Annotated in this window: 23 protein-coding genes; 12 read left to right on the top strand and 11 right to left on the bottom strand. The window is 70.6% G+C overall.

The window, feature by feature from the left end:
* Positions 1-197: 197 nt before the first annotated feature.
* Entirely contained in the window at positions 198-425 is a 228-nt protein-coding gene (locus tag DVK44_RS36480) for a hypothetical protein (protein WP_162794020.1), read from the bottom strand.
* Between the two features lie 273 nt (positions 426-698).
* A complete protein-coding gene (ychF, locus tag DVK44_RS23020) occupies positions 699-1,787 on the bottom strand; it encodes a redox-regulated ATPase YchF (RefSeq protein ID WP_114661379.1) in 1,089 nt (362 codons plus the stop codon).
* 241 nt (positions 1,788-2,028) lie between these two features.
* Here ychF and DVK44_RS23015 point away from each other — a divergent pair, with 241 nt between their 5' ends.
* Complete coding sequence (locus tag DVK44_RS23015) at positions 2,029-2,616, top strand: DUF6542 domain-containing protein (RefSeq protein WP_114661378.1); 588 nt, start codon at positions 2,029-2,031, stop codon at positions 2,614-2,616.
* 34 nt (positions 2,617-2,650) lie between these two features.
* On the opposite strand, the gene ppgK is transcribed toward DVK44_RS23015, so the two are convergent.
* Positions 2,651-3,388, bottom strand: a complete 738-nt coding sequence (gene ppgK / locus DVK44_RS23010) for a polyphosphate--glucose phosphotransferase (RefSeq protein WP_114661377.1) — start codon at positions 3,386-3,388, stop codon at positions 2,651-2,653.
* Between the two features lie 79 nt (positions 3,389-3,467).
* Positions 3,468-4,496, bottom strand: coding sequence for a 4-hydroxy-3-methylbut-2-enyl diphosphate reductase (locus DVK44_RS23005; RefSeq protein WP_114661376.1), 1,029 nt, complete (start codon positions 4,494-4,496; stop codon positions 3,468-3,470).
* A 141-nt stretch (positions 4,497-4,637) separates the two neighbouring features.
* Between DVK44_RS23005 and xseA the strand changes: the two genes are divergently transcribed.
* The 3 genes from xseA (at position 4,638) to DVK44_RS22990 (ending at position 6,952) form a co-directional block, all read left to right on the top strand.
* Entirely contained in the window at positions 4,638-5,846 is a 1,209-nt protein-coding gene (gene xseA, locus DVK44_RS23000; RefSeq protein ID WP_114661375.1) for an exodeoxyribonuclease VII large subunit, read from the top strand.
* A 55-nt stretch (positions 5,847-5,901) separates the two neighbouring features.
* Entirely contained in the window at positions 5,902-6,144 is a 243-nt protein-coding gene (locus tag DVK44_RS22995; protein ID WP_114661374.1) for an exodeoxyribonuclease VII small subunit, read from the top strand.
* 217 nt (positions 6,145-6,361) lie between these two features.
* Positions 6,362-6,952 carry a malonic semialdehyde reductase gene (locus DVK44_RS22990; RefSeq protein WP_114661373.1) on the top strand — a complete coding sequence of 197 codons (591 nt, stop codon included), beginning with the start codon at positions 6,362-6,364 and terminating at the stop codon, positions 6,950-6,952.
* Between the two features lie 144 nt (positions 6,953-7,096).
* Here DVK44_RS22990 and DVK44_RS22985 read toward each other — a convergent pair whose 3' ends face one another.
* Entirely contained in the window at positions 7,097-7,615 is a 519-nt protein-coding gene (locus DVK44_RS22985) for a DUF4245 domain-containing protein (RefSeq protein ID WP_181957663.1), read from the bottom strand.
* Positions 7,616-7,746: 131 nt separating this feature from the next.
* On the opposite strand from DVK44_RS22985, the gene glpX reads away from it, so the two are divergent.
* Positions 7,747-8,778, top strand: coding sequence for a class II fructose-bisphosphatase (gene glpX, locus DVK44_RS22980; protein WP_114661371.1), 1,032 nt, complete (start codon positions 7,747-7,749; stop codon positions 8,776-8,778).
* A gap of 177 nt (positions 8,779-8,955) precedes the next feature.
* Here glpX and DVK44_RS22975 read toward each other — a convergent pair whose 3' ends face one another.
* On the bottom strand, positions 8,956-9,330 hold the full coding sequence (locus DVK44_RS22975) for a WhiB family transcriptional regulator (protein ID WP_114661370.1): 375 nt from the start codon (positions 9,328-9,330) through the stop codon (positions 8,956-8,958).
* Between the two features lie 267 nt (positions 9,331-9,597).
* Positions 9,598-10,281, bottom strand: coding sequence for a DUF1707 SHOCT-like domain-containing protein (locus DVK44_RS22970; RefSeq protein ID WP_114661369.1), 684 nt, complete (start codon positions 10,279-10,281; stop codon positions 9,598-9,600).
* A gap of 261 nt (positions 10,282-10,542) precedes the next feature.
* Between DVK44_RS22970 and DVK44_RS22965 the strand changes: the two genes are divergently transcribed.
* From DVK44_RS22965 to DVK44_RS22945, 5 genes are all read left to right on the top strand, one after another.
* Positions 10,543-12,222 (top strand): fumarate hydratase, encoded by a 1,680-nt coding sequence (locus DVK44_RS22965; RefSeq protein WP_114661368.1) that lies wholly within the window; start codon positions 10,543-10,545, stop codon positions 12,220-12,222.
* A 91-nt stretch (positions 12,223-12,313) separates the two neighbouring features.
* Positions 12,314-13,711 (top strand): class II fumarate hydratase, encoded by a 1,398-nt coding sequence (locus DVK44_RS22960; protein ID WP_114661367.1) that lies wholly within the window; start codon positions 12,314-12,316, stop codon positions 13,709-13,711.
* Between the two features lie 74 nt (positions 13,712-13,785).
* Positions 13,786-14,538 (top strand): cytidylyl-2-hydroxypropylphosphonate hydrolase, encoded by a 753-nt coding sequence (gene fomD / locus DVK44_RS22955; RefSeq protein ID WP_114661366.1) that lies wholly within the window; start codon positions 13,786-13,788, stop codon positions 14,536-14,538.
* A 422-nt stretch (positions 14,539-14,960) separates the two neighbouring features.
* Positions 14,961-16,874 carry an ATP-binding SpoIIE family protein phosphatase gene (locus tag DVK44_RS22950; RefSeq protein WP_114661365.1) on the top strand — a complete coding sequence of 638 codons (1,914 nt, stop codon included), beginning with the start codon at positions 14,961-14,963 and terminating at the stop codon, positions 16,872-16,874.
* A 150-nt stretch (positions 16,875-17,024) separates the two neighbouring features.
* A complete protein-coding gene (locus tag DVK44_RS22945; protein ID WP_114661364.1) occupies positions 17,025-18,485 on the top strand; it encodes a catalase in 1,461 nt (486 codons plus the stop codon).
* 96 nt (positions 18,486-18,581) lie between these two features.
* Here DVK44_RS22945 and DVK44_RS22940 read toward each other — a convergent pair whose 3' ends face one another.
* Together DVK44_RS22940 and DVK44_RS22935 are read right to left on the bottom strand one after the other, a co-directional pair.
* The gene (locus DVK44_RS22940; protein ID WP_114661363.1) at positions 18,582-20,867 is read right to left on the bottom strand and encodes a transglycosylase domain-containing protein; all 2,286 of its coding nucleotides are present in this window, start codon (positions 20,865-20,867) and stop codon (positions 18,582-18,584) included.
* A 247-nt stretch (positions 20,868-21,114) separates the two neighbouring features.
* Positions 21,115-22,140, bottom strand: a complete 1,026-nt coding sequence (locus DVK44_RS22935) for a hydrogen peroxide-inducible genes activator (RefSeq protein WP_228447331.1) — start codon at positions 22,138-22,140, stop codon at positions 21,115-21,117.
* 132 nt (positions 22,141-22,272) lie between these two features.
* Between DVK44_RS22935 and DVK44_RS22930 the strand changes: the two genes are divergently transcribed.
* Both DVK44_RS22930 and DVK44_RS22925 read left to right on the top strand, forming a co-directional pair.
* Positions 22,273-22,827: a peroxiredoxin gene (locus DVK44_RS22930; RefSeq protein ID WP_114661361.1), complete on the top strand. Its 555-nt coding sequence runs from the start codon at positions 22,273-22,275 to the stop codon at positions 22,825-22,827.
* Positions 22,828-22,833: 6 nt separating this feature from the next.
* Positions 22,834-23,379, top strand: coding sequence for an alkyl hydroperoxide reductase (locus DVK44_RS22925; protein WP_114661360.1), 546 nt, complete (start codon positions 22,834-22,836; stop codon positions 23,377-23,379).
* Positions 23,380-23,495: 116 nt separating this feature from the next.
* Here the strand turns inward: DVK44_RS22925 and DVK44_RS22920 are convergent, their stop codons facing one another.
* Together DVK44_RS22920 and DVK44_RS22915 are read right to left on the bottom strand one after the other, a co-directional pair.
* Entirely contained in the window at positions 23,496-24,347 is an 852-nt protein-coding gene (locus tag DVK44_RS22920; protein WP_114661359.1) for a hypothetical protein, read from the bottom strand.
* Positions 24,344-25,822: an AI-2E family transporter gene (locus DVK44_RS22915; protein ID WP_114661358.1), complete on the bottom strand. Its 1,479-nt coding sequence runs from the start codon at positions 25,820-25,822 to the stop codon at positions 24,344-24,346. Before DVK44_RS22915 ends, DVK44_RS22920 begins: the two co-directional genes overlap by 4 nt.
* Positions 25,823-25,917 lie beyond the last annotated feature (95 nt).

Raw genomic sequence — 25,917 nt, 5'->3', positions numbered from 1 at the left:
CCCCACCGCGACCAGGATCGACTGGCTGCGCGAGCGCGGCTGGCCGCTGCTGCGCGGGATCGCGGAGTTCTGTGCGTCGCTGAGACCGGGCGCGGAGGCAAGCGAGGTAAGGGTGACGGTACGAACACCCCCCGGCGCCGAGCCACCAGGAATCACCGAACTATCCGTAACCAAGAACCAACCACGCCCGACAGGGCTCACAACGGCCCCCGGGTGAACGGCTCGGTCCGTACCGCCAGCCACTCCACCCCACCCCAGGCGGCCAGCGCCACCACCCCGACCACAACCCCCGCGGCCACCCCCTCCCGAACCTTGAACCCCCCGACCCCCAACGCCCAGACCCCCATCGCGAGCGCCGGCATCCCGACCACCAGCAGCGGCAGCTCGACATAAACGAGACTCCAGTCCCGCTCCCCCTCAAACACCCCCACCAACCCCGGCCGCGCCCCATGACTCCACACCCCAAGCCCCACAAAAAACCCACCCACCACTGCCAAACACCCAGCCCACCCACGCGTCTCCATACAACTCACCGACGCCAGAACCACCCCACCGGTTCCGCGGTCAGCAGCGGTAGCAGGCCGCGAGGATGACAACCTCTCCATCCACGACAAGGCAAAGGGGCCGCCTCCCCGAAGGAGCCGACCCCTTATGAACCGCCGCGTGCCAGGCGGTCAACGTGGCGCTTTCTCATGCGTTCAGACGTTGAAGCGGAACTCCACCACGTCGCCGTCCTGCATCACGTACTCCTTGCCCTCCATGCGGGCCTTGCCGGCTGCGCGGGCGTCGGCTACTGAGCCGGTTTCGATCAGGTCGGCGAAGGAGATGACCTCGGCCTTGATGAAGCCCTTCTGGAAGTCGGTGTGGATGACACCGGCCGCCTCGGGGGCCGTGGCGCCCTGTTTGATGGTCCAGGCGCGGGATTCCTTGGGGCCGGCCGTGAGGTAGGTCTGGAGGCCGAGGGTGCGGAAGCCCACGTGGGCGAGGGTGGCGAGGCCGGGGTCCTGCTGGCCTACGGACTGGAGGAGTTCGAGGGCTTCCTCGTCGTCGAGTTCGGCGAGGTCGGACTCCAGCTTGGCGTTGAGGAAGATGGCCTCGGCGGGGGCGACCAGGGCGCGCTGGTCGGCCTTGAAGGCGTCGTCGGTCAGCTCTTCCTCGTCCACGTTGAAGACGTAGAGGAACGGCTTCGTCGTGAGCAGGTGCAGTTCGCGCAGCGGCTCGGCCTTCTCCGTGCCCTGGACGATGCCGGCCGAGAAGAGGGTGTCGCCCCGCTCCAGGATGGCCTGGGCCTCCTCGATCGCCTTGACCTGGCTCACCACGTCCTTCTTGATGCGCGACTCGCGCTGGAGGCGCGGCAGGACCTTCTCGATGGTCTGGAGGTCGGCGAGGATCAGCTCGGTGTTGATCGTCTCGATGTCGTCCTTGGGCGAGACCTTGCCGTCGACGTGGACGACGTTCTCGTCCTTGAAGGCCCGGATGACCTGGCAGATCGCGTCGGACTCACGGATGTTCGCCAGGAACTTGTTGCCCAGCCCCTCGCCCTCCGAGGCGCCGCGCACGATGCCCGCGATGTCGACGAAGTCGACCGTGGCCGGGAGGATCTTCTGGGAGCCGAAGATCTCCGCGAGCTGGTTCAGCCGCGGGTCGGGGACGCCGACGACGCCGACGTTGGGCTCGATGGTGGCGAACGGGTAGTTGGCCGCCAGCACGTCGTTCTTGGTCAGGGCGTTGAACAGGGTCGACTTGCCGACATTCGGCAGACCGACGATTCCGATCGTGAGCGACACGTTGGCGACTTCCTGGAGTGAGGGCTGCCGGCGGGCGGTGCCGCCGGCTTTTTGAGGACCGGTCGCCCAGTTTACGGGCGCCCGCCCGCCTCCCTCGCCCGGTGCGGGACGTCCCCGTCGTGGTCCGCGCGCCGGTCGTGACACGCCCGGGTGACTCGAACGTGGCCCGAAGGTTTGCCGGATTTCCCAAAGCGCGTGTCCCGCACCCGATTCGTCCCCCTTCGCCGCCTACGTTGTCCGGGTGGAGCAGCAGAGGACATACCAGCCCCCGCGCCGTCACCGGCAGCAGCGGCCCCTCGCGGCGCAGCGCACGGCGACCGGTGGCGGCGCTGCGCCGCACCCGCCGTCGGCGCGCCGGCGGCAGGTCCCGCCGGTGGTGCTCCATCTGCGCCGGCTGCCCAATCCCCGCTTCACCGGCCTGGGCGCCGGGCTGTTCGCGACCGCCACGATGCTCTTCTTCGCCTTCCTCGACCAGCTGCTCTTCGAGGGCTCGCTCTTTGTCTACGGGCTGCTGTTCCTGCCGGTCAGCGCCGTGACGGCGCTCTGGGTCCGGACGGCGGACCTGGTGACGGCGCCGATCGCCGTGCCCATCGCCTTCGCCCTCGGCGTCCTGCCCGTCGCCGGAGGCACGGAGGGCTTCGGCGGGCAGGTCATGGGGCTGGTCACCACGCTCGCCGTACATGCCGGCTGGCTGTACGGCGGGACGCTCGTCGCCGGGCTCATCGTGTCCGTACGCAAGGTCCGGCAGCTGAGCCGGCGGCGGCTCACCCGGGAGGCCGCCGCCCGGCGCCCGGGAGCGGCGTTCCCCCGGACGCGCCCCCGGGCATGAGGCCGGGGATCTGTTCGGTTTCGGCGCTCGCGCTTCAGCGGCCCGCCGCCGCCATCGCCGCGCCCACGATTCCCGCGTTGTTCTGAAGCTCCGCCGGGACCATCTCCGCCCTGATCCCCTTGATCAGCGGCAGGAACTTGTCGGCCTTGCGGCTCACCCCGCCGCCGATGATGATCAGCTCGGGCGAGAACAGCATCTCCACATGGGCCAGATACTTCTGCACCCGGTGGGCCCAGTGCTCCCAGCTGAGATCCTCGTCGTCCTTGGCCTTCGTCGAGGCGTGCTTCTCCGCGTCGCGGCCGTGCAGCTCCAGATGGCCCAGCTCCGTGTTGGGCACGAGCTTGCCGTCCATGAAGAGGGCGCTGCCGATGCCCGTACCGAAGGTCAGCAGCAGGACCGTGCCCTTCCGGCCGCGCCCGGCGCCGAACGCCATCTCGGCGACGCCCGCCGCGTCCGCGTCGTTCAGGACGGTCGCCCGCAGGCTGAGCCGGTCGCCCAGCAGCTGTCCCGCGTCCGTACCGATCCAGGTCTTGTCGACATTCGCGGCGGTGCGGATCACGGATCCCGTGACCACGCCGGGGAAGGTGATGCCGACCGGGCCCGACCAGCCGAAGTGCCGGACGACCTCGACGACGCCGTCGGCGATGGCGTCGGGCGTCGCCGGGTGCGGCGTGAGTACTTTGTAACGCGGTTCGACCAGGTCACCACGGTCCAGATCGACCGGCGCGCCCTTGATGCCCGTACCGCCGATGTCCACTCCGAAGACGTTCATGGACACAACGTTACGGCCAGCCTCCGACAGTGACGTCCGATACGTGGCACACGGGCGGCGTACCGGCCGGTACGCGCCCTTACTTCTTGGCCAGCTCCGCCGCCTCGGCCCGCAGGTCCCGGCGCAGCTCCTTCGGGAGCGAGAAGGTGATCGTCTCCTCGGCGGCCTTGACGATCTCGACATCCTCGAAGCCGTGCTGCGAGAGCCACTCCAGGACGCCCTCGACCAGTACCTCCGGTACGGACGCGCCCGAGGTGACGCCGACCGTGGTGACGCCGTCGAGCCATGCCTCTTCGATCTCGTCCGCGCCGTCCACCAGGTACGAGGAGCCCGCGCCGGCGCCGAGGGCGACCTCGACCAGCCGTACCGAGTTGGAGGAGTTCTTGGAGCCGACGACGATCACCAGATCCGCGTCGGCGCCCATCTGCTTGACCGCGATCTGCCGGTTCTGCGTGGCGTAGCAGATGTCGTCGCTCGGCGGCGCGATCAGCAGCGGGAACTTCTGCTTGAGGGCGTCGACCGTCTCCATCGTCTCGTCGACGGAGAGCGTGGTCTGGGAGAGCCAGACGACCTTCGACTCGTCGCGGACCTCGACGTTCGCGACGTCCTCGGGGCCGTCGACCAGCGTGATGTGGTCGGGGGCCTCGCCGGACGTGCCGATGACCTCTTCGTGGCCGTCGTGGCCGATCAGCAGGATGTCGTAGTCCTCGGCGGCGAACCGTACGGCTTCCTTGTGGACCTTGGTGACCAGCGGGCAGGTCGCGTCGATGGTGGCGAGCCGGCGCTCGGCGGCCTCCTCGTGGACGACCGGGGCGACGCCGTGCGCCGAGAACATGACGATGGACCCCTCGGGGACCTCGGCCGTCCTGTCGACGAAGATGGCGCCCTTGTTCTCCAGGGTCTTGACGACGTATTTGTTGTGGACGATCTCGTGCCGGACATAGATCGGCGCCCCGTACTGCTCCAGGGCCTTCTCCACGGCGATCACAGCGCGGTCCACACCCGCGCAGTAGCCGCGGGGAGCGGCGAGGAGGACGCGTTTGCCGGCGCGGCGCGCGGCGTCTCCACTGGGGGTGGCGGCGGGCGACGGGCGAGACGTAGCAGTCATGCCTCCCATCGTAAGGCCGTTCAGAACAGGCGGAGGTGTCTGCCTGCCGCCGGGACCGGGCCCGTACGACGGCGGCGCGACGGCAGCACGACGGCGGCGCGACGACGGGCGATGTCAGAGGTGGCCGATACGCTCCTTCCCATGGCTCTTCTCACGACCGCGGAGGCCCCGCTGCCCGTCGGCGAGGTGTCGCGGCTCATCGGCGGATGGATCGACCGGCTCGGCGGGATCTGGGTCGAGGGGCAGATCACCCAGCTCTCGCGCAGACCGGGCGCGGGGGTGGTCTTCCTGACGCTGCGCGACCCGTCGCACGACATCTCGCTGAGCGTCACCTGCTACCGGCAGGTCTTCGACGCGATCGCGGACGTCGTCTCCGAGGGCGCGCGGGTCGTGGTGCGGGCGAAGCCCGAGTGGTACGCGCCGCGCGGGCAGTTGTCGCTGCGCGCCACGGAGATACGGCCCGTCGGCATCGGTGACCTGCTGGTGCGGCTGGAGCGGCTGAAGCGGTCCCTGGGCGCGGAGGGGCTGTTCGCGGCGGACCGCAAGAAGCCGCTGCCTTTTCTGCCGCAGCTGATCGGGCTGGTGTGCGGCCGGGCGTCGGCGGCCGAGCGCGACGTGCTGGAGAACGCGCGCCGGCGGTGGCCCGCGGTGCGGTTCGAGGTGCGGAACACGGCGGTCCAGGGCGTCAACGCGGTGGCGCAGGTCGTCCAGGCGGTGGAGGAGCTGGACGCGCTGCCGGAGGTCGATGTGATCGTGGTGGCGCGCGGCGGGGGCAGTGTGGAGGATCTGCTGCCGTTCTCCGACGAGCAGCTGGTACGGACCGTGGCCGCGTGCCGTACGCCGGTCGTGTCCGCGATCGGGCATGAGCCGGACTCGCCTTTGCTGGACCTCGTCGCGGATGTCAGGGCCTCGACCCCGACCGACGCGGCGAAGCGGATCGTGCCGGACGTCGGCGAGGAGCTGGAGCGGGTGCAGGCGCTGCGGGACCGGGCGCTGCGGAGCGTACGGGGGTTGCTCGACCGGGAGGAGCGCGGTCTCGCCCACGCGCTGGCCAGGCCGGTGATGCGGCGTCCGCGGCGGATGGTCGAGGAGCGCGCGGCCGAGGTGTCCGCGCTGGCCGACCGGAGCCGGCGGGTGCTGCGGCACCAGCTGGACCGCGCGGACTCCGAGCTGTCGCACACCCTGGCGCGGGTGGTCGCGCTCTCCCCGGCGGCGACGCTGGAGCGGGGGTACGCGGTGCTCCAGCGCCCGGACGGAACGGTCGTACGGTCCCCGGCGGAGGTGACGGCGGCCGAGGAGCTGCGCGCCCGGGTCGCGGAGGGCGAGTTCACGGTGCGGGTCACCGAATGAGCGGATCCCCCGCCCCCGCTTAAGACTCTTAACTTTCTTTACTGAGGTGGTTCGCATGGCCAGGACGGATACGGAAAACGCGGCGGACGCGGCGGCGCCCGGTTACGAGCAGGCGCGCGACGAGCTGATCGAGGTGGTGCGCCGGCTGGAGGCGGGCGGCACGACCCTGGAGGAGTCGCTCGCCCTGTGGGAGCGCGGCGAGGAGCTGGCCACGGTGTGCCGCCACTGGCTGGAGGGCGCCCGGGCGCGGCTGGACGCCTCGCTCGCCGACGAGAAGCCGGTGGACAAGGACGAGTGACCGGGCGTCCGGAGCCGTAGTCGTCCCGGTACCGGGGGCGTCCGGAGCCGTAGCCGCCCCTGGCGCCGGGGCGTCCGGAGTCAGGACGTACGGCGTCCAGAGTCAGGACGTATGAAATGGATCACCCCACCCGGATTTCGTTGAAGATTCACACATTCCGGTTGTAGGGTGCAGTTGATCGCTCGATCTGCTGCCCATTCGGAAGGTACGCCCAAAAATGTCCCTCGTTCTCGAAGACACCGCTCAGGACCTCCTCTTCCGCGAGGCCCACACCGCCAACACCTTCTCCGACGAGCCGGTGACCGAGGAGCAGATCCAGGCGATCTACGACCTGGTCAAGTTCGGCCCCACCGCGTTCAACCAGTCGCCGCTGCGCGTCGTCCTGGTCCGCTCCGCCGAGGCCCGCGCGCGTCTGGTCCCGCACCTGTTCGAGGGCAACCAGGCCAAGACCGCCGCCGCGCCCCTCGTCGCGATCCTCGCCGCGGACAACGAGTTCCACGAGGAACTCCCCCGCCTCTTCCCCGCCTTCCCGCAGGCCAAGGACGCGTTCTTCAGCGAGCGCGCCGCCCGCGAGCAGGCCGCCACGCTCAACGCCTCGCTCCAGGCCGGCTACTTCATCATCGGCGTCCGCGCCGCCGGTCTCGCCGCGGGCCCGATGACCGGCTTCGACCCGGCCGGCGTCCAGAAGGAGTTCCTGGACGGCGACCACACGCCGCTGGCGATCGTCAACATCGGCAAGCCCGGTGACGACGCCTTCTACCCGCGCTCCCCGCGCCTGGCCTTCGACGAGGCCGTCACCACCGTCTGATCTCACGCGACCGTCCGATCGCGCCGGCTCTATCGCACGCGAAGCGCCGTACGGACGAAGCGCCGTACGGACGCGGACAGCGGAAGGCCGCCGCCCCCTGATCACCAGGGGCGGCGGCCTTCACCGTTCCGTCGGCCGCGCCGCTCAGCCGTCGTCGCCGGTCTCCAGCGCCGCCGCCATCTCCGCCAGCCGCTCGTACGAGGCCGTGCCGGTCACCACCGTCGTGACAGCGTCGCCCGGGCGGACCAGGGCGCTGTACTTCGGCCCCTCCCAGCGCTGCCACTCCTCGCCCGCCACCCGCTGTGTCTCGCCCGTGTCCACGGCCTTCTGGGTGACGTCGTGCACGTACTTCTTCGGGGGCGCCGTGGACTGCTCGACCGCGACGTACTCGCCGTCCGGGTCGAGGAAGCCCAGGTGCCAGGCGTCGCCGCTCTGCCGCTTGTACGTGACCGACGTCGGCTTCCATTCGCCGGCCAGCTCCGCCGGTGCCACCACCGGATACGGCGCCGCGCGCCGGGCGGTCGCCAGCTCCACCCGGTAGTCGACGGCCCGGACGGGGTCGCCCTTGTCGTCATGCGGAATGAACATGTAGATCGCGGCGACGACGAGTCCGATGACCGCCATCGACAGGAACATGTCCCGCACTGTCTGTCTGCCTCGCATACCTGCCACGGCTCCATCGTCCCATCACCCCCTCGCGCTCATACGTGGGCCCCTCTGCTCAATCTGTCGCCGTGCGGATAGAGTCGTATCACCCTCTTATCCGGCCGTCGCCGTACAGAAAGGTGCGCTCGATGACCGATCATCAACTGCCCTCCCCCCTCGAGGTGTCTCCCGAGGCCCCCGACCGCAACCTCGCCCTGGAGCTGGTCAGGGTCACCGAGGCCGCCGCCATGGCGGCGGGCCGGTGGGTCGGCCGGGGCGACAAGAACGGCGCGGACGGCGCCGCTGTGAACGCCATGCGCACGCTCGTCTCCACGGTGTCGATGAACGGTGTCGTCGTCATCGGGGAAGGCGAGAAGGACGAAGCCCCGATGCTCTTCAACGGTGAGCACGTCGGCGACGGGACCGGCGCCGAGGTGGACATCGCCGTCGACCCCGTCGACGGCACGACGCTCAACGCCAAGGGCATGCCCAACGCCATCGCGGTCCTCGCCGCCGCCGACCGGCACGCCATGTTCGACCCGTCCGCGGTCTTCTACATGGACAAGCTGGTGACCGGCCCCGAGGCCGCCGACTTCGTCGACATCAACGCGCCCGTCTCGGTCAATATCCGCCGGGTCGCCAAGGCCAAGCGCTGCGCGCCGGACGATGTCACGGTCGTCGTCCTCGACCGCCCCCGCCACGAGGGCATGATCAAGGAGATCCGGGAGACCGGCGCCCGGATCAAGTTCATCTCGGACGGCGACGTGGCCGGTTCGATCATGGCCGCGCGCGAAGGCACCGGTGTCGACCTGCTGATGGGCGTCGGGGGCACCCCCGAGGGCATCATCTCGGCGTGCGCCATAAAGTGCCTGGGCGGCGTCATCCAGGGCAAGCTCTGGCCCAAGGACGATGTGGAGCGGCAGCGCGCGATCGACGCGGGGCACGATCTGGACCGGGTGCTCTCCACCGACGACCTGGTCAGCGGCGACAACGTGTTCTTCGTCGCGACCGGCATCACGGACGGCGAGCTGCTGCGCGGGGTCCGCTACCGCGCGGAGACGGCGACCACCCAGTCCCTGGTGATGCGCTCCAAGTCCGGCACGATCCGGCAGATCGACTCGACGCACCGGCTGTCGAAGCTCCGGGCGTACAGCACGATCGACTTCGACCGCGCCAAGTAGCCCGGCCGAGCGGCCCGGCCGCGCGACCGGCCACCCGCGCGGTGCGTACGGACGTGAGGGGGCGCCCCCGTTGTGCGGCGGGGGCGCCCTCGCTCCCTCTCCGTTTGCGTCTCCGCGCCGCGTCCGTACGCCCCGGTGCCGTCCCCGCACCGGTCGTCCGTACGGGCGCGCCCGGGGTCAGCCGGCGGCGGCGACCCGGTCGCCGGTCGCGGCAGCCTTGCGCAGCTCCACCTCGCGCCGTCTGCGCCGGGCCAGGGCCACCCGGCGCTCGGCCGCCGTCAGCCCGCCCCACACCCCGTACGGCTCGGGCTGGAGCAGCGCGTGTTCCCGGCACTCGACCATGACCGGACACCGGGCGCAGACCCGCTTCGCGGCCTCCTCCCGCGCCAGCCTCGCGGCTGTCGGCTCCTTGGAAGGGGCGAAGAACAATCCGGCTTCGTCACGGCGGCACACCGCCTCCGAATGCCAGGGGCCGGCCTGATCCTCCCGAGCGGGACTCCGCTGCGGCGGGACGGCGGAGACCTGCAGGGGCTGATGCGGCAGTTGCAGCACGGTCTACTCCTGACGACGGCTTCGCGAGCGAGAGACGATGAGGCTCTCCCTACCCGCTGTACGCACTCCTATGCACTGAGTGGTACCCACTTCCGGCGTTCGGAACGCAGTGCGGAATTGGCCCGCTTCGCCGCCGTGGACAGTTATGGCTGGAAACAGCCGTAAAAGCGCCGGAAGTTGAAATGTGAAATGCAAGAGCCGCGGAGAGTCCGGCCGGGCCGGAACCGTTCCGGGCGGGGCCGGGGCGGTTCAGGTCATTCGGGCGGTTCAGGTACCGAGGTGCTTGCGCAGACGCTTGTGGAGATCCGCGATCAGCTTGCCGCGCTTCGGTTTGGCCTCCACGTTGCCGAACACCGAGTAGCCGTTCACGACGACGGTCGGCGCCTCCGGATCCTCGGCCACCAGCGCCTCGACCTCGAAATTGCCCAGGATTCCCGTGCCGTTGCCCCGCAGGGAGATGTTCTGCGGAACGCTGATCTCGACATTGCCGAAAATGGACGTCGCGTTGATGACCGTGATCCGCTGGGTGAACAGCGCCTCCGTGAGGTCGATCTCGACATTGCCGAAGAGCGCGAAGGCGTCGGTCCTGCGGCCGATGCGCCAGCGGCCCTTGCGGACCGAGCTGCTGAAGATCGCGACCACGTTCTCCGTGCCGGCCGGGTCCTCCGGACCGTATCCGTACGCCTCTCCCGAGGGCGCGGCGGCGGCGAAGGCCGGGCCCGCGTCGGCGCCGGGCGCCGGCAAGTCCCGTACCAGCGGCTCCAGTTCGCCGACGGTCTTGGCCCGGTAGACGGAGTCGATCCGCTCGGCATGCTCCTCGGCGTCCAGCCGCCCCTGCGCCAGGGCCTCCCGGAGGATGTCCGCGACCCGGTCGCGGTCCGCGTCGGAGGCCCGGATGCCCACGGGCTCAGCGGGGGCGGCCGGCTTCTGGGGGTGCTTTTCGAGGTCCACGGCACCAGGGTAGCGAAACGCGATAGATCGCGACTAGTCCACGGCGCGGACATTACGGCGGAAGCCAGCATTCCGCGCCGTCGCACCCCCGCCGCGCCTCACCGCGCCCCCGCCACACCCCCCGCCGGAGCCGGGCCGGGGCCGGGCCGGGGCCTACTGAGCCTTACCTCACAGAGGTCCTGTCGGTGCCGCGGCCTAGGCTGGAGGGCGCCGCTGCCAATGGAGGCCGCGCCGCCGTCTGTCGAGTGAGGAATGGCCGTAATGCCGGAATTTGCGTACTCCGATCTGCTTCCCCTGGGCGCGGACCCCACGCCGTACCGCCTGGTGACCGCCGAGGGCGTCGCGACCTTCGAGGCCGACGGGCGTACGTTCCTCAAGGTCGCGCCGGAGGCGCTGCGCACGCTCGCCGCCGAGGCCATGCACGACATCTCGCACTATCTGCGGCCGGCCCACCTCGCCCAGCTGCGCAGGATCGTGGACGACCCGGAGGCGTCGTCGAACGACAAGTTCGTGGCGCTCGACCTCCTGAAGAACGCGAATATCGCGGCGGCGGGCGTACTGCCCATGTGCCAGGACACCGGTACGGCGATCGTGATGGGCAAGCGCGGACAGAACGTACTGACCGAGGGCGGCGACGAGGAAGCCCTTTCGCACGGAATCTACGACGCGTACACCAAGCTCAATCTCCGCTATTCACAGATGGCCCCGCTCACCATGTGGGAGGAGAAGAACACCGGCTCGAACCTGCCCGCGCAGATCGAGCTGTACGCGACCGACGGCGGCGCGTACAAGTTCCTTTTCATGGCGAAGGGCGGCGGCAGCGCCAACAAGTCGTTCCTCTACCAGGAGACCAAGGCGGTCCTCAACGAGGGCTCCATGATGAAGTTCCTGGAGGAGAAGATCCGCTCGCTCGGCACGGCCGCGTGCCCGCCGTACCACCTGGCGATCGTGGTGGGCGGCACATCCGCCGAATTCGCGCTCAAGACCGCGAAATACGCCTCCGCGCACTATCTGGACGAGCTGCCGACGGAGGGCTCCCCCACCGGCCACGGATTCCGTGACAAGGAGCTGGAGGAGAAGGTCTTCGAGCTGACGCAGCGGATCGGGATCGGCGCCCAGTTCGGCGGCAAGTACTTCTGCCACGACGTCCGGGTCGTCCGGCTGCCGCGGCACGGCGCGTCGCTGCCCGTCGCGATCGCCGTCTCCTGCTCGGCCGACCGCCAGGCCCTCGCGAAGATCACCGCGGAGGGTGTCTTCCTGGAGCAGCTGGAGACGGACCCGGCGCGCTTCCTCCCGGACACCACCGACGAGCACCTCGGTACGGACGCGGGCGTGGACGACAGCGTGGTGCGGATCGATCTGAACCGCCCGATGGACGATGTCCTCGCCGAGCTGACGAAGTACCCGGTCAAGACGCGGCTGTCGCTCACCGGCCCGCTGGTCGTGGCCCGCGACATCGCGCACGCCAAGATCAAGGAGCGGCTCGACGCGGGCGAGGAGATGCCGCAGTACCTGAAGGACCACCCGGTCTACTACGCGGGCCCGGCGAAGACCCCCGAGGGGTACGCCTCCGGCTCCTTCGGCCCGACGACGGCCGGCCGGATGGACTCGTACGTCGAGCAGTTCCAGGCGGCGGGCGGCTCGAAGGTGATGCTCGCCAAGGGCAACCGCTCGAAACAGGTGACGGACGCCTGCGGCGCGCACGGCGGCTTCTACCTCGGCTCGATCGGCGGCCCGGCGGCCCGGCTGGCGCAGGACTGCATCAAGAAGGTCGAGATCGTCGAGTACGAGGAGCTGGGCATGGAGGCGGTCTGGAAGATCGAGGTCGAGGACTTCCCCGCGTTCATCGTCGTGGACGACAAGGGCAACGATTTCTTCACGGACCCGGCCCCGGCGCACACGTTCACCTCGATCCCGGTGCGCGGGCCCGGTCTCGGATGACGCTTGGGTCGCCTCTTTCGAGGGACATGTGTTCGGCGCGGGAACACCCGCGATCACTCGGACGCTCTCCCTCGTAGGAGGTACGACCACCATGACGACGGACGACAGCCAGTACCGCACCGAGCACGACTCCATGGGCGAGGTGCGGGTCCCCGCGCACGCCAAGTGGCGGGCACAGACGCAGCGCGCGGTGGAGAACTTCCCCCTGTCCGGGCAGCGGCTGGAGCGCGCGCACATCGCCGCGCTGGCCCGGATCAAGGCCGCCGCCGCCAAGGTCAACGCCGATCTCGGGGTGATCGGCGGGGACGTCGCCGCGGCCATCCAGGACGCGGCGGCGGAGGTCGCGGAGGGGCGCTGGGACGAGCACTTCCCGGTGGATGTCTTCCAGACCGGCTCGGGCACCTCGTCCAACATGAACACCAACGAGGTCCTCGCCACCCTCGCCACCGAGCGCCTGGGCCGGCCCGTCCACCCCAACGACGATGTCAACGCCTCGCAGAGCTCCAACGACGTCTTCCCGTCCAGCATCCACATCGCCGCGACCGGCGCCGTCACCGGCGAGCTGATCCCCGCGCTGGACCATCTAGCCGCCGCGCTGGAGCGCAAGGCCGAGGAGTTCGGCGCGGTGGTCAAGGCGGGCCGTACGCATCTGATGGACGCCACGCCCGTCACGCTCGGCCAGGAGTTCGGCGGTTACGCCGCGCAGGTGAGATACGCGGTGGAGCGGCTGACCGCCTCGCTGCCCCGGCTCGCCGAACTGCCCCTGGGCGGTACGGCGGTGGGCACCGGCATCAACACCCCGCCCGGCTTCTCCGCCGCCGTGATCGCCGAGGTCGCCCGGACGACCGGGCTGCCGCTGACCGAGGCCCGTAACCACTTCGAGGCGCAGGGCGCCCGCGACGGTCTGGTGGAGACCTCGGGACAGCTGCGCACCCTCGCCGTCTCCCTCACCAAAATCGCCAACGATCTGCGCTGGATGGCCTCGGGCCCGCGCACCGGACTGGCCGAAATCAGCCTCCCCGATCTCCAGCCCGGCTCCTCGATCATGCCCGGCAAGGTCAATCCGGTGATCCCGGAGGCCGTCCTGATGGTGGCCGCGCAGGTCACCGGCAATGACGCGACGGTGGCCGCGGCCGGCGCCGCCGGGAACTTCGAGCTGAACGTGATGCTCCCGGTCATCGCCAAGAACCTGCTGGAGTCCGTCCGCCTCCTCACGAACGTCTCCCGGCTGCTCGCGGACCGTACGGTCGACGGCATCGTCGCCCACCCCGAGCGCGCCCGCCGGTACGCGGAGTCCTCGCCGTCCGTCGTCACCCCGCTGAACAGGTACATCGGGTACGAGGAGGCCGCCAAGGTCGCCAAGAAGTCCCTCGCCGACGGCGCCACGGTCCGCGAGACGGTGCTGTCGCTCGGCTATGTGGAGCGCGGGGACCTCACCCTGGAGCAGCTCGACGAGGCGCTGGATGTGCTGCGGATGACACGCCCGTAAAACCTCGGTGCGACCCCGGTGCCCGGGCGGAGGTGTGCCCCAAGTGCCCCTGGGACAGCGCCTAGGATCTGCGCATGACAGCGACGGTGAGTGGGGCGGACAGCCAGACGGCGGGCGGGCGATGGGCGCCCGGGGAGCAGATCCTGTGGCGGTACCGGGAGAACGCCGGGGACCGGGTGCACATCTGCCGTCCCGTCACGGTCGTACGGGACACGGACGAGCTGCTCGCCGCCTGGCTGGCGCCGGACACGCCGTGCGTACGGCCGGTGCTCGCCGACGGCACCCCGGTCCACCAGGAGCCACTGGCCACCCGCTACACCAAGCCCCGCACGGTGGTGCGCGACCGGTGGTACGGGATGGGCGTCCTGAAGCTGGCGCGGCCCGGCCAGCCGTGGTCCGTATGGCTGTGGTGGGAGCGCGGCTGGCGCTTCCAGCACTGGTACGTCAACCTGGAGGAGCCGCTGACCCGCTGGGCCGGCGGTGTCGACTCGGAGGACCATTTCCTCGACATCGATGTCTATCCGGACCGCAGTTGGCGCTGGCGCGACGAGGACGAGTTCGCGCAGGCGCAGCGGGACGGGCTGATGGAACGGTCCCAGGCGCGCCGGGTCGAGGAGGCGGGCCGGGCCGCGATCGAGACCATCACCGCCTGGGGCGCGCCGTTCCGGGACGGCTGGGAGCGCTGGCGCCCCGACCCGGCGTGGCCGCTGCCGGACCTGCCGGACGGCTGGGACCGCGCCCCGGTCCGGGCGGCGGGAGCGGCCGGGGCGGCCGGAGCCACCAGAGCCGCCGGGAGAGGTCTCGTGAACGGTCCGCATCCTCGCTGACCGCCCGGCGGCCCCTGATCCGGCCGCTGAACCGGGTCGGATCCAGGCCGGATTCGGTCCTGATCGGCCCTTCTGGCATACCCGATCGGCGCATGCGACGTCATGAGACCCTTGATAGGACCCCAGGGTCCAAACGTAGGATCGCCTTCCGGAAGGCAGCGGCGTAGCAATTGACGTGCGTGGTAACCAGACTGACCAATGGTCACACCGCGGCTCGCACCACACGCCAGACTGTTGACCGGTACGACCACAGAGCACAACGACCGTGAGTCACTACGAGGGGGTGGAGCCGTGCATGCGGGCTGCCGCTCCTTCGACGCCACCTGCCGCGCGGTGGTCTCGCCCGGTTCTGTCGCCCCGCGACAGCGCCGGTACGAAGCCGCCGCGCCGCGGTCCCGGCCCGGACGGACGGAATCCCACGCGTGACGGAGCACCCCCCTTCCCATGAAGGCCGGCAGCCCCTGGTTGCCCGGCCGCAGGAACGCACCCGGCCGCGGCAGGAGGCGGGTGCCTCCGCCGTGCCGCAGCCCGCGGTGCCGTCCCCGGCCCCCGACCCCGCCGGGACGGCGCGGCGCGAGGGCGACCGGCTGCGCTTCGTGGGAGCCGCCACCCGCCGGATCGCGCGCGGCATAGATCTCGACGAGATCGTCCTCGGGCTCTGCCGGGCGACCGTGCCGACGTTCTCGGACGCCATACTCGTCTATCTGCGCGATCCGCTGCCGGTGGGCGACGAGCGGCCGGTGGCGCCGTTCGTGCTGCGGCTGCGGCGCACCGACCGGCTGCGGCTGACCGACGACGACCCGGAGAACGCCCTCGGCGCCGGCGGTCTGCCGGTCCAGGTCACCGAGGGGGTGCGGCTGTCGCTCCTCGATCCGCAGTCCGATGTGCTGCCGGCCGCCGAGCTGTGCGAGGTGCACGCCGGCGGCGCGCTCTCGGAGGTGCTGCGCGGGGTGCGGCCGGTCTTCGGCGACTCGGCCGCCGCCCGCGCGGCGCTGCCCGAACTGCTGGGCGCGGACCGTACCGTACCGTCCGGGCACCGGGCGATCCTCGCGCCGCTGCGCGGGCGGCGGCGGGTGATCGGCGCGGCCGTCTTCCTGCGCAGACCGGACCGCTCGGCGTTCGAGTCGAACGATCTGCTGGTCGCGGCGCAGCTCGCCACCCACACGGCGCTCGGCATCGACAAGGCGGTGCTGTACGGCCGCGAGGCGTATATCGCCGACGAACTCCAGCGCACCATGCTCCCGGAGAACCTTCCGCAGCCGACCGGGGTGCGGCTGGCCTCGCGCTATCTGCCGGCCGCCGAGACGGCCCGGGTCGGCGGCGACTGGTACGACGCGATTCCGCTGCCGGGCAGCCGGGTCGCCCTGGTCGTGGGCGATGTGATGGGCCACTCCATGACCTCCGCCGCGATCATGGGCCAGCTGCGTACGACCGCGCAGACCCTCGCCGGACTCGATCTGCCGCCGCAGGAGGTGCTGCACCATCTGGACGAGCAGGCCCAGCGGCTCGGCACGGACCGGATGGCGACCTGCATGTACGCGGTGTACGACCCGGTCGCGCACCGGATCACCATCGCGAACGCCGGCCATCCGCCGCCCATACTCCTGCATCTGGGCGGCCGGGCCGAGGTGCTCCGGGTGCCGCCCGGGGCGCCGATCGGCGTCGGCGGGGTGGACTTCGAGGCCGTCGAGCTGGACGCGCCCGCGGGGGCGACGCTGCTGCTCTACACGGACGGGCTCGTCGAGTCCCGGCTGCGGGACGTGTGGACGGGCATCGAGCAGCTGCGGGAGCGGCTCGCCGCCACCGCCCAGCTCACCGGCCCGGACCACGCGCCGCCGCTGGAGGCGCTCTGCGACGACGTCCTCGACGTCCTCGGCCCCGGCGACCGGGACGACGACATCGCGCTCCTCGCGGCCCGCTTCGACGGGATCGCGCCGAGCGATGTCGCGTACTGGTCGCTGGATCCGGAGGACGCCGCTCCGGGCCGGGCGCGGCGGCTGGCCCGGCGGGCGCTGGCCCTGTGGGACCTGGAGGAGCTGAGCGACTCGGTGGAGCTGCTGATCAGCGAGGTCGTGACCAACGCCGTGCGGTACGCGGAGCGCCCGGTGACGCTGCGGCTGCTCCGTACGGACGTACTGCGCTGCGAGGTCGGGGACGACTCGCCGCAGCTGCCCCGGCAGCGGCGCGCCCGCGACACCGACGAGAACGGGCGGGGGCTGTTCCTGGTCAACCGGCTGGCGCGGCGGTGGGGGGCGACCCGGCTGTCGAGCGGCAAGGTGGTCTGGTTCGAGCTGACGACCCGGCCGCCGGCCGTCGTGTCCGCCGTACCGCAGTAGACGGCACAGCTCCACACCGAGCGGCACAGAGCCGTACAAATGTTGCCGACGTCGTATCGCGGGGTTTAGCTGGGGCAGGCGGCCGTAGTGACCGCTGTCCCCGCCCGGGCCGGTTCCGTGCCCGGGCGCCCTGACGACGGGAGGACATTCGTGGCCGCGGCATCCCCCACTCCGTTCACGACGAACAGCGTCGGCATCCCGGTGGAGAGCGACGAGCACTCGCTCACCATCAGTTCCGACGGTCCCATCCTGCTCCAGGACCACTACCTCATCGAGAAGATGGCCCAGTTCAACCGGGAGCGGGTCCCCGAGCGGGTCGTCCACGCGAAGGGCTCCGGAGCGTACGGCGTCTTCGAAGTGACCAACGACGTCAGCCAGTTCACCAAGGCGGATCTCTTCCAGCCGGGCCGGCGCACCGACATGCTGGCCCGCTTCTCGACGGTCGCCGGTGAACTCGGCTCGCCCGACACCTGGCGCGACCCGCGCGGCTTCGCGCTGAAGTTCTACACCGAGCACGGCAACTACGACATGGTCGGCAACAACACGCCGGTCTTCTTCGTCCGTGACCCGATCAAGTTCCAGGACTTCATCCGCTCGCAGAAGCGCCACCCGGTGACCGGGCTGCGCGACAACGACATGCAGTGGGACTTCTGGACGCTCTCGCCGGAGTCCGCGCACCAGGTGACCTGGCTGATGGGCGACCGGGGCATCCCGAAGTCGTTCCGGCACATGAACGGCTACAGCTCGCACACGTACATGTGGGTGAACGGCGCGGGTGAGCGCTTCTGGGTGAAGTACCACTTCAAGACCGATCAGGGCATCGAGTGTCTCTCCCAGGCGGACGCCGACGAGATGGCCGGCTCCGACGGGGACCATCACCGGCGCGATCTGTACGAGTCGATCGCCGCCGGGAACGCGCCCACGTGGAGTCTCAAGGTGCAGGTCATGCCGTTCGAGGCGGCGGCCGGCTACCGCTTCAACCCGTTCGATCTGACGAAGGTGTGGCCGCACGGCGACTACCCGCTGATCGATGTCGGCCGGATGACGCTGAACAAGAACCCGGAGGACCACTTCGTCCATATCGAGCAGGCCGCCTTCGAGCCGTCCAATCTGGTGCCGGGCATCGGCCCGTCGCCGGACAAGATGCTGCTCGGACGGCTCTTCTCGTACCCGGACACGCACCGCTACCGGATCGGGCCGAACTACACCCAGCTGCCGCCCAACCGGGCCCGGTCGCAGGTCAATTCGTATGCCAAGGACGGGCCGATGCGCTACGAGCCGGCCAACACCGCGCGGCCGTACGCGCCGAACTCGTACGGCGGCCCGGCGGCGGACACCGAGCGCTTCGGGGACCCGGCGGGCTGGGCCTCGGCGGGCGAGATGGTGCGCGAGGCGGCCAGGCTGCACTCCGAGGACGACGACTGGGGCCAGGCGGGCACCCAGGTCCGGCAGGTGCTGGACGACGCGCAGCGGGACCGGCTGGTGTCGAACGTCAGCGGGCATCTGAAGCAGGGGGTGTCACGGCCGGTGCTGGACCGGGCGCTCCAGTACTGGCGGAACATCGACAAGAAGATCGGTGACCGGATCGCCGCGAAGGTCAACGGCGGCTGACGGCCGTACACGGGTCAGGAAACGGGCAGGAAACGGGCAGGGCCCGCGGATACTCCTCCGCGGGCCCGGCCCGTTCTCGCGTACCGCCAGGATCCGTTACGGCAGGAGCGGTACCCGGTCCGATTCGGGATCGTCCTCCCCGGCGGTGGGCGTCGGTGACCCCTCGCCGGGATCCGCGCCACCGCCACCGCCACCGTTGCCTCCACCGCCGCCGCTCGTCGTCTGGCCGGGGGCGGGCTCGGTGGTCGGCGTGGTCGGTTCGAACGTCGGAGTGGTGGGCGGGGCGCTCCGCGTCGGGGTGGGGCTGGGCTCCTTCGTCGCGGACTCGGTCGGCGTCGGGGAGTCCGACGGCGACGGGGTCGGGGACTCGGTGGTGGGCGTCACCGACGGCTCGACGGGCTCGGAGTCGGCGATGTCGAGGTCGAACTCCACGTCCGAGCCGCCGTTCAGCGCGCCCAGGGTGTAGTCGGCCCAGATCCGGGCGGGGAAGCCACCGCCGTTGGCGCGGCCGGAGTTGGCCGTACCGGTCAGCGTGACCTGGCCGCCGCCCTCCTTGGTGGACTCGCCGTACAGCGCCACGACGGTGGCGAGCTGGGGCGTGTACGCGGCGAACCACGCGGAGACGTTCTTCTCCGCGGTGCCGGTCTTGCCCGCGGCGTGGTAGGCGTCGGTGTACGCGGCCCGGCCCGAGCCGTTCTTGACCACGTCCTGGAGCACCTCGGTCACGGTGTCGGCGGTCTGCCGGCTGATCACCTGCTTGCCGATCGCGTCGGGCGGGGTGACCGGCTTGCGGTCCCGGTGCTCGGCGGACTTCACGATGGTCGGGGTGACCTTCTTGCCGTGGTTGTCGAGGGTCGCGTACACCCCGGCCATGTCCCAGGTGGAGGCGCCCATCGTGCCGAGGGTGATCGCGGGCCGCTCGGGGAAGTCCTTGTCCCGCATGCCCAGCGCGAGCGCCGTGCGCTTCACCTTGGCGGGGCTCACGTCCACGACCATCTGCGCGAAGACGGAGTTGATGGAGAGGTCCATCGCCTTCTGGACATCGACCGGGCCGTAGCTGCGGTCGTCCTCGTTCTGCGGGGCGAAGGGGGTGTCGCTGCCGACGACGGGGCGCTTGCTGGTGCCGTCGTACTTCGTCGCGGTGCCGATCTTCTCGCCGTCCTGTGTCTCGGAGCCGTTCTCCAGCGCGGAGGCGAGCACGAGCGGCTTGAACGTCGAGGCGGGCTGGTAGTCGGAGCGGGTCGCGTTGGATATCCAGTGCTCCGTGGCGCCGACGCCACCGTAGAGCGCGAGCACATGGCCGGTCTTCGGGTCGACGGAGGTGGCACCGGCCTGGACCGTCGCGTCGGTCTTGTTCTTCTTCCGGTCGAGCTTGCTCTCCAGCTGCGCGTCGACCGACTTGACGAGCTGCTGCTGCTTCTTCCGGTCGATGTTGAGGGTGATCGTCCAGCCGCCCTTGGCGATATCGGCCTTGTCGACGCCCTGCGCGGCGAGTTCGTCGTTGGCGGCCTCGACCAGATAGCCGGTCTGGCCCTCCATCCCGGGCGCGGCCTTCGGCTCTTGCGGTACGGGGAACTTCAGGCCGGCCCGCTCCGAGGAGTCCAGCCACTTCTTCTCGACCATGTTGTCGAGGACGTAGTTCCAGCGCTGCTTGACGAGCCGCTTGCTGGTGGCCGAGGCGGCGGCCCAGTCGTACTGGCTGGGGGCCTGGAGCAGCGCGGCGAGATAGGCGCCCTGGGACACGTTGAGCTTGACGGCGTCGACGCCGTAGTACGCCTGGGCGGCGGCCTGGATGCCGTACGCCTGGCGGCCGTAGTAGCTGGTGTTGATGTAGCCGACGAGGATCTCGTTCTTGGACATCTTCTGGTCGACCTTGAGGGCGATCACCAGCTCTTTGAGCTTGCGGGAGACCGTCTGGTCCTGGGTCAGGAAGTAGTTCTTGACGTACTGCTGGGTGATGGTCGAACCACCCTGCTTGCCCTTGCCCGAGAGGGTGTTGAGCAGTCCGCGCGCCGTGCCCTTGAAGTCGACGCCGTTGTCGTTGTAGAACGACTTGTTCTCGGCGGCGACAAAGGCGTGCTGGACCTCGACGGGTATCTTGTCCAGCCCGACGATCTCCCGGTTGACCTGGCCCGTGCGGGTCAGGATCGTGCCGTCGCCGTACTTGTAGACATTGCTCTGCATCACGGCCTGGGCGTTGGCGTCGGGCACCGGGACCATCAGATAGACCGCGAAGAGCCCGCCCATGGTGAGCAGGCACAGGGCGAAGAACGTCCCGAGCATCTTCTTCCAGGTGAAGAGCCTTCGTATCAGGCTCTTCCGCTCCTTCGCCGCGCGGGGCGCCGCGTGCTGTCCCGCCCGTCTGGCTTCCGCTCGGCCCATCGCCGTGTCGCTCCGCTCTCGCTCTTGTCGTCAGGTCTCGTCAGGTCTCGTCCGCACAGCTCACCCACCGGAATCAGCTCAGAAAGCTAACACCACCCGCTGTGACAAAGGGCGACTGATCCGTTCTTTTGGGACGTGACAATCAGCACCCATCCCACTGGAACCGACTCATGGGAACGCCGGAGGGTTGCCTCTCCCGGACGGGGAGTAACGGAATCCGGTCCTCCCGGCGTCCGGGCGCGGTTTCTCACGGGATCTCACGGGCTCTCACGGGCCCGCCCGGTGCCGGGGTCCCGGCCATCACCCGTACCGGCAGCGCCCGCAGCGCCTCCCGCAGGGCCTCGGCGAACGCCTCGAACTCGGCGGCCCGCGCCGCGCCGGTCCGCATCGCCAGCGCGATCCGGCGGGCGGGCGCGGGGGCGGTGAAGTACCCGGTCGCGAGGCGGTCGTTGCGGCCGGTCTCGACCCGTACGGCGGTACGCGGCAGCAGCGTGACGCCGAGGCCCCCGGCGACGAGTTGGACCAGGGTGGAGAGGCCGGCCGCGGTGGTCGTCACGGGCACACCGTCGGCGCGGCCCGCCTCCCGGCAGACGTCGAGCGCCTGGTCGCGCAGACAGTGGCCCTCGTCGAGCAGCAGCAGCGGCAGCTCGCGCAGCACCTCGCGCGGCAGGTCCCGGCGCCCGCCCGCCTCGTGCCCGGCCGGGGTGACCAGGACGAAGTCCTCCTCGAACAGGGGGAGTTCGGTGACGGCCGGATGCCCGAGCGGTACGGCGAGCAGCAGCAGGTCCAGCCGGCCGGCCGTGAGCCCGTCCAGCAGCGACGCGGTCTGCTCCTCGTGGACCTGGAGGTCGAGCACCGGATAGCGCTCCCGGACCAGCCGCAGCACGGACGGCAGCAGATACGGTGCCACGGTGGGGATGACGCCGAGCCGGAGTGTCCCGGTGAAGGGCGCCCGTACCGCCTCCGCCTCGTCCACCAGCGCGCCGACCTCGTACAGCACGGCCCGCGCCCGGACCGCGAGCCGGTCACCGGCCGGGGACAGCAGCACCTTGCGCGTCGTACGCTCCACCAGTCGTACGCCGAGGACCTCCTCCAGCGCCGACACGGCACCGGAGAGCGCGGGCTGGCTCATGCCGATCGCGGCGGCGGCGTCCCGGAAGTGCAGATGCTCGGCCACGGCGGCGAAGGCGCGCAGCTGCGCGAGGGTGGGCTGCTTGCCCCGCGGGGCGGGCGGGGGGCCGAGGCGTTGGCCAGGGGGCTGTCCGACAGTCACTGATAGGTACCTCCGATCACGGCCACCGAGTCTAGCTATTTCTATGATCAATGTTCCCTGTGCCACCATCAGTAACGGTCCACCCTCCCGGAAGCCCCCAAAGAGGACTTCCCTCCCTCGCAAGGAGCGCGCGTGCTCACCGTTGGTGACAAGTTCCCCTCGTTCGACCTGACCGCCTGTGTGTCGCTGGAGAGCGGCAAGGAGTTCGCGCAGATCGACCACAAGACCTACGAGGGCAAGTGGAAGGTCATCTTCGCGTGGCCGAAGGACTTCACCTTCGTGTGCCCGACGGAGATCGCGGCCTTCGGCCGGCTCAACGACGACTTCGCCGACCGGGACGCCCAGGTCCTCGGCTTCTCCGGCGACTCCGAGTTCGTGCACCATGCCTGGCGCAAGGACCACCCGGACCTCACGGACCTCCCCTTCCCCATGCTGGCGGACTCGAAGCACGAGCTGATGCGGGACCTCGGCATCGAGGGCGCGGACGGCTTCGCGCAGCGCGCGGTCTTCATCGTCGACCCGAACAACGAGATCCAGTTCACGATGGTCACCGCCGGTTCCGTGGGCCGTAACCCCAAGGAGGTCCTGCGGGTGCTGGACGCGCTCCAGACCGACGAGCTGTGCCCGTGCAACTGGAACAAGGGCGAGACGACGCTCGACCCCGTCAAGCTCCTGTCGGGCGAGTGATCCGGGATGTCACTCGATGAGCTGAAGTCCGCGCTGCCGGACTACGCCAAGGATCTGAAGCTGAACCTCGGTTCGGTCATCGGCAACAGCGAGCTGCCCCAGCAGCAGCTCTGGGGCACGGTGCTGGCCTGCGCGATCGCCTCGCGCTCGGCACGCGTGCTGCGCGAGCTGGAGCCGGAGGCCCGGGAGAACCTGACCCCCGAGGCATACACGGCCGCCAAGTCGGCCGCCGCGATCATGGCGATGAACAACGTCTTCTACCGGACCCGGCACCTGCTGTCGGACCCGGAGTACGGAACGCTCCGCGCCGGTCTGCGGATGAACGTCATCGGCAACCCGGGTGTGGAGAAGGTCGACTTCGAGCTGTGGTCGCTCGCCGTCTCCGCCGTCAACGGCTGCGGCCAGTGCCTCGACTCGCACGAGCAGGTGCTGCGCAAGGCGGGGGTGGACCGCGAGACGGTCCAGGAGGCGTTCAAGATCGCGGCGGTGATCACGGCGGTCGGCACGACGCTGGACGCGGAAGCGGTCCTGGCGGAGCAGCTCTCCGTCTGACGCTCCGGTACGGAACGGAGAGCGGCCCCGCGGGCCCGGCGATACGGGCCGGGTGCGCGGGGCCACTTCCGTACGGGCCCTCCACGTGCGGGGCCCGTTCCGTGCCGGACGGCCGGTCACTCCTTGAGCGCGGCCATCAGATCCGTCATGTCGGAGATCAGTTCGCCTTCGATATCCGAAATATTGATCGTCTCGGACGGGTCGGAGTCGTCCGTCGTGCCGGTCACCGGATTGACGGTCGAGAACGTCCCCAGACTGACGTCGATCGCGAACTCTGCCTGGCCGTCCAGCACGCTGAGCCGCATGTTGAAACCCGGCGTCTCGCTGACCAGATAGGCGTGGTCCCCCAGATCGGTCACCCCCTCGACGGTGGGCTTCCCGTCCCCGGAGGGCGTCAGATCGGCCAGGGTCGCTTCGAACTCCGGCGCCGGATCCGTTTCCTTGTGCCGGATGTAGTCGATCCGGACGTTGGCGTACGTGGTGGGCGGCGTCCCCTCGTCCGCCTTGTCCGGCCGGCCCGGCATCAGCGTGACGCGGCAGACGGCCCGGTCGACGGCCAGTGTCTCGTCCGCCCCCGCCATGTTCTCCGTCCGCCGGCCGATACGGTCGGTCAGGGCGGGCAGTTCGGCGGCGAGGCAGAGGTTGCGGCTGATGCCGTACCCCCGCAGGTCCGGGCCCGGCCGGTGGTACGCGTACAGCCCCCCGGCCCATACGGCGGAGGCGACGACGGCGCCGCCGAGCGCCCAGACCCAGGGGCGGCGGCGCGGCGGGGCGCCGGGCGGGTCCTCGGCGTCGATCGTCTCGTACGTACCGTCCTCGAAGTCCGGGCCGGTCCCGGCACCGGAGCCGGGACCTGGCCCGGGGTCCGGCCGCCCGAAGCCGGCAGCGGGGACCGTCCCGCCGCCGCCGGACGTGCGGGGAGCCGGCACCGCCGTCTCCTCCCCCTCCAGCTCCGGTTCGGATATCACGCCGGCTCCTCCCCCGCCTCGGCCACGGCCGGCGCGGCGGCGGGCGCGGACGCGGACGCCGCGGGCGTCTGCGCGGGGTCGGACTTGGCCGTGCCGGGCGCCGGGGTCGGGGCAACCCGGTGGGCCGTCGCGCCGTGCGGCGGGGGCGAGTTCCGCAGCTCGTGCTCCCGGCTGTACGCGCGCAGATAGCCGACGACGGTGTTGGTCACGGCCACCAGCGGTACGGCGACGACCGCGCCCGCGATGCCCGCGACCAGACCACCGGCGGCGACGGCCAGCACGACGGCCAGCGGATGCACCCGTACGGCCCGGCCGAGGATGAACGGCTGGAGCACATGGCCCTCGATCTGCTGGACGCCGAGGACGACGGCCAGGACCATCAGCGCCGTGAACACGTCCTGCGTGACCAGCGCCACGACCACCGCGAGGGCGCCCGAGACGACCGCGCCGACCAGCGGGATGAAGGCGCCCAGGAAGATGAAGACGGCCAGCGGCACGGCCAGCGGGACATTGAGGAAGTACAGCCCGAGGCCGATGAAGACGGCGTCGATCAGCGCCACCAGCACGGTGCCGCGCACATACGCGGTCAGGGTCGACCAGGCGCGCGGCCCGGCGCCCGCGACGCCCTCGCGGGCCTGGGCGGGCACGAGCTTGAGCGCCCAGTTCCAGACCTTCCGGCCGTCGTACAGCAGGAAGAGCGTCGAGAACATCGCGAGGAACATCCCGGTCAGCAGCTCGACCATCACGGTCAGCCCCTGGAGCCCGGCGGAGGTGATCTTCGCGGTGTTCGATCCGACGGCGTCGCTCAGCGACTTGGCGACATCGTTGATCTGGTCCTCGGTGACATGCATCGGACTGTCGAGCAGCCAGCGCTTCAACTCGTTGATGCCGTCCGTGACCCGGTTGGAGACATCGTCGAGATTCTCCATGACCTGCCACACCACGAACCAGCCGACCAGCCCCAGCAGGGCGAACCCGGCGACCGCCGTAAGGGCGGTGGCCAGCCCGCGCGGCATCCCGATCCGCTTCAGCCAGGCGACCGTCGGCTGGAGGAGCGCCGTGATGAGCAGCGCGATCACAAAGGCCACGACGACCAGTTGAACGGCGCTGATGACCCGCATCAGCACCCAGAGCATCCCGGCCAGCACCAGCAGCCGCCAGGCGGCCTCGCTCGCGACCCGCATCCCCCAGGGGATGGCGGAGGCGGGCTCCGGCCTGGCCGGCACGGCCGGCGCGGCGGATACGGGGCCGAGGGGGGCGCCATCGCCCCGGGCGCCGTCACCGGCCGGCCCGTCACCGGACCCTTCGCCGGACCCGGAACCGCCTCCGGAACCCGGACCGGCGCCCGTCCCGGATCCCGTGCCGGTCATGGCGTCGTCGGCGGCCTCGGCCTCGGCGCGGCGCTGCTCCAGGCGTTCTCCCACCCGGTTCAGCTCCGCGCCGACCTGACCCAGCCATGCTGGCACTCTTGACATGAGATTCCCTCTTCCCCCCGGCGGTCTCCCCACTCACGCTCCCCCCAGAGTGGTCCGATTCGAACGGTACACGGGCGCGGCGAGGCCCCGGGAGG

Source organism: Streptomyces paludis (assembly GCF_003344965.1).
Taxonomy (GTDB): Bacteria; Actinomycetota; Actinomycetes; order Streptomycetales; family Streptomycetaceae; genus Streptomyces; species Streptomyces paludis.
This window is presented reverse-complemented; position numbering and strand designations above follow the sequence as displayed.